This window comes from Clostridium sartagoforme (assembly GCF_004794105.1).
GTDB lineage: Bacteria > Bacillota > Clostridia > Clostridiales > Clostridiaceae > Clostridium > Clostridium sartagoforme_B.
In genome coordinates this window covers 1-539 of the sequence record NZ_SRYR01000037.1, presented here as the reverse complement: position 1 = coordinate 539, position 539 = coordinate 1, and the positions used below count along the sequence as shown (strand labels likewise).

The following is a 539-nucleotide window of genomic DNA, read 5'->3' as shown; positions in this document are numbered from 1 at the left end:
GGTTTATAGAATGTATTTTCTACATACTCATCTAAAGCCATTCCTGTTACCTTTTCAACTATAAGACCAAGAAGCATGTAGTCTACATCTGAATAAACTGTTTTTGTTCCTGGTTGATATTGTAAAGGTGTCTTTAATATCATTTCCTTTGTTGTTTCCTTATCTTGTGAAAATAATGGATTGTCAACATTTTGGTCTGGCTTTTGAGTTTCTTGATTAAACTTATTATTATGATATTGTGGGTCTGCTGGGAAACCTGCTTGATGCTCTAATATATGTTGTATTGTTAAATTAGCTTTTCCCTTTATTGGATCATTTTCTCCATCTACAAACTCTGGGAAGAACTTAGTTATCTTATCGGAAATACTAATAGTTCCATCACTAACTAACTTTTGTATTGCATAGTTAGTTGAGTACATTTTTGTATTTGAAGCAATATCATATAGTGTTTCTGTTGTAACATCTGATGAATCAGTCTTTGGAGTACCATCTTGATTATAAGAATTAGTCTTTCCATATGCACTGTTCTTAACCATAAC

The 539-nt window shown here is 31.5% G+C and carries 1 protein-coding gene; it reads right to left on the bottom strand.

The features are described 5' to 3' along the window. Positions 1 to 539, bottom strand: a 539-nt coding sequence (locus E5347_RS16735; RefSeq protein ID WP_168354990.1) for a serine hydrolase, incomplete at both ends; no start/stop codon positions are given.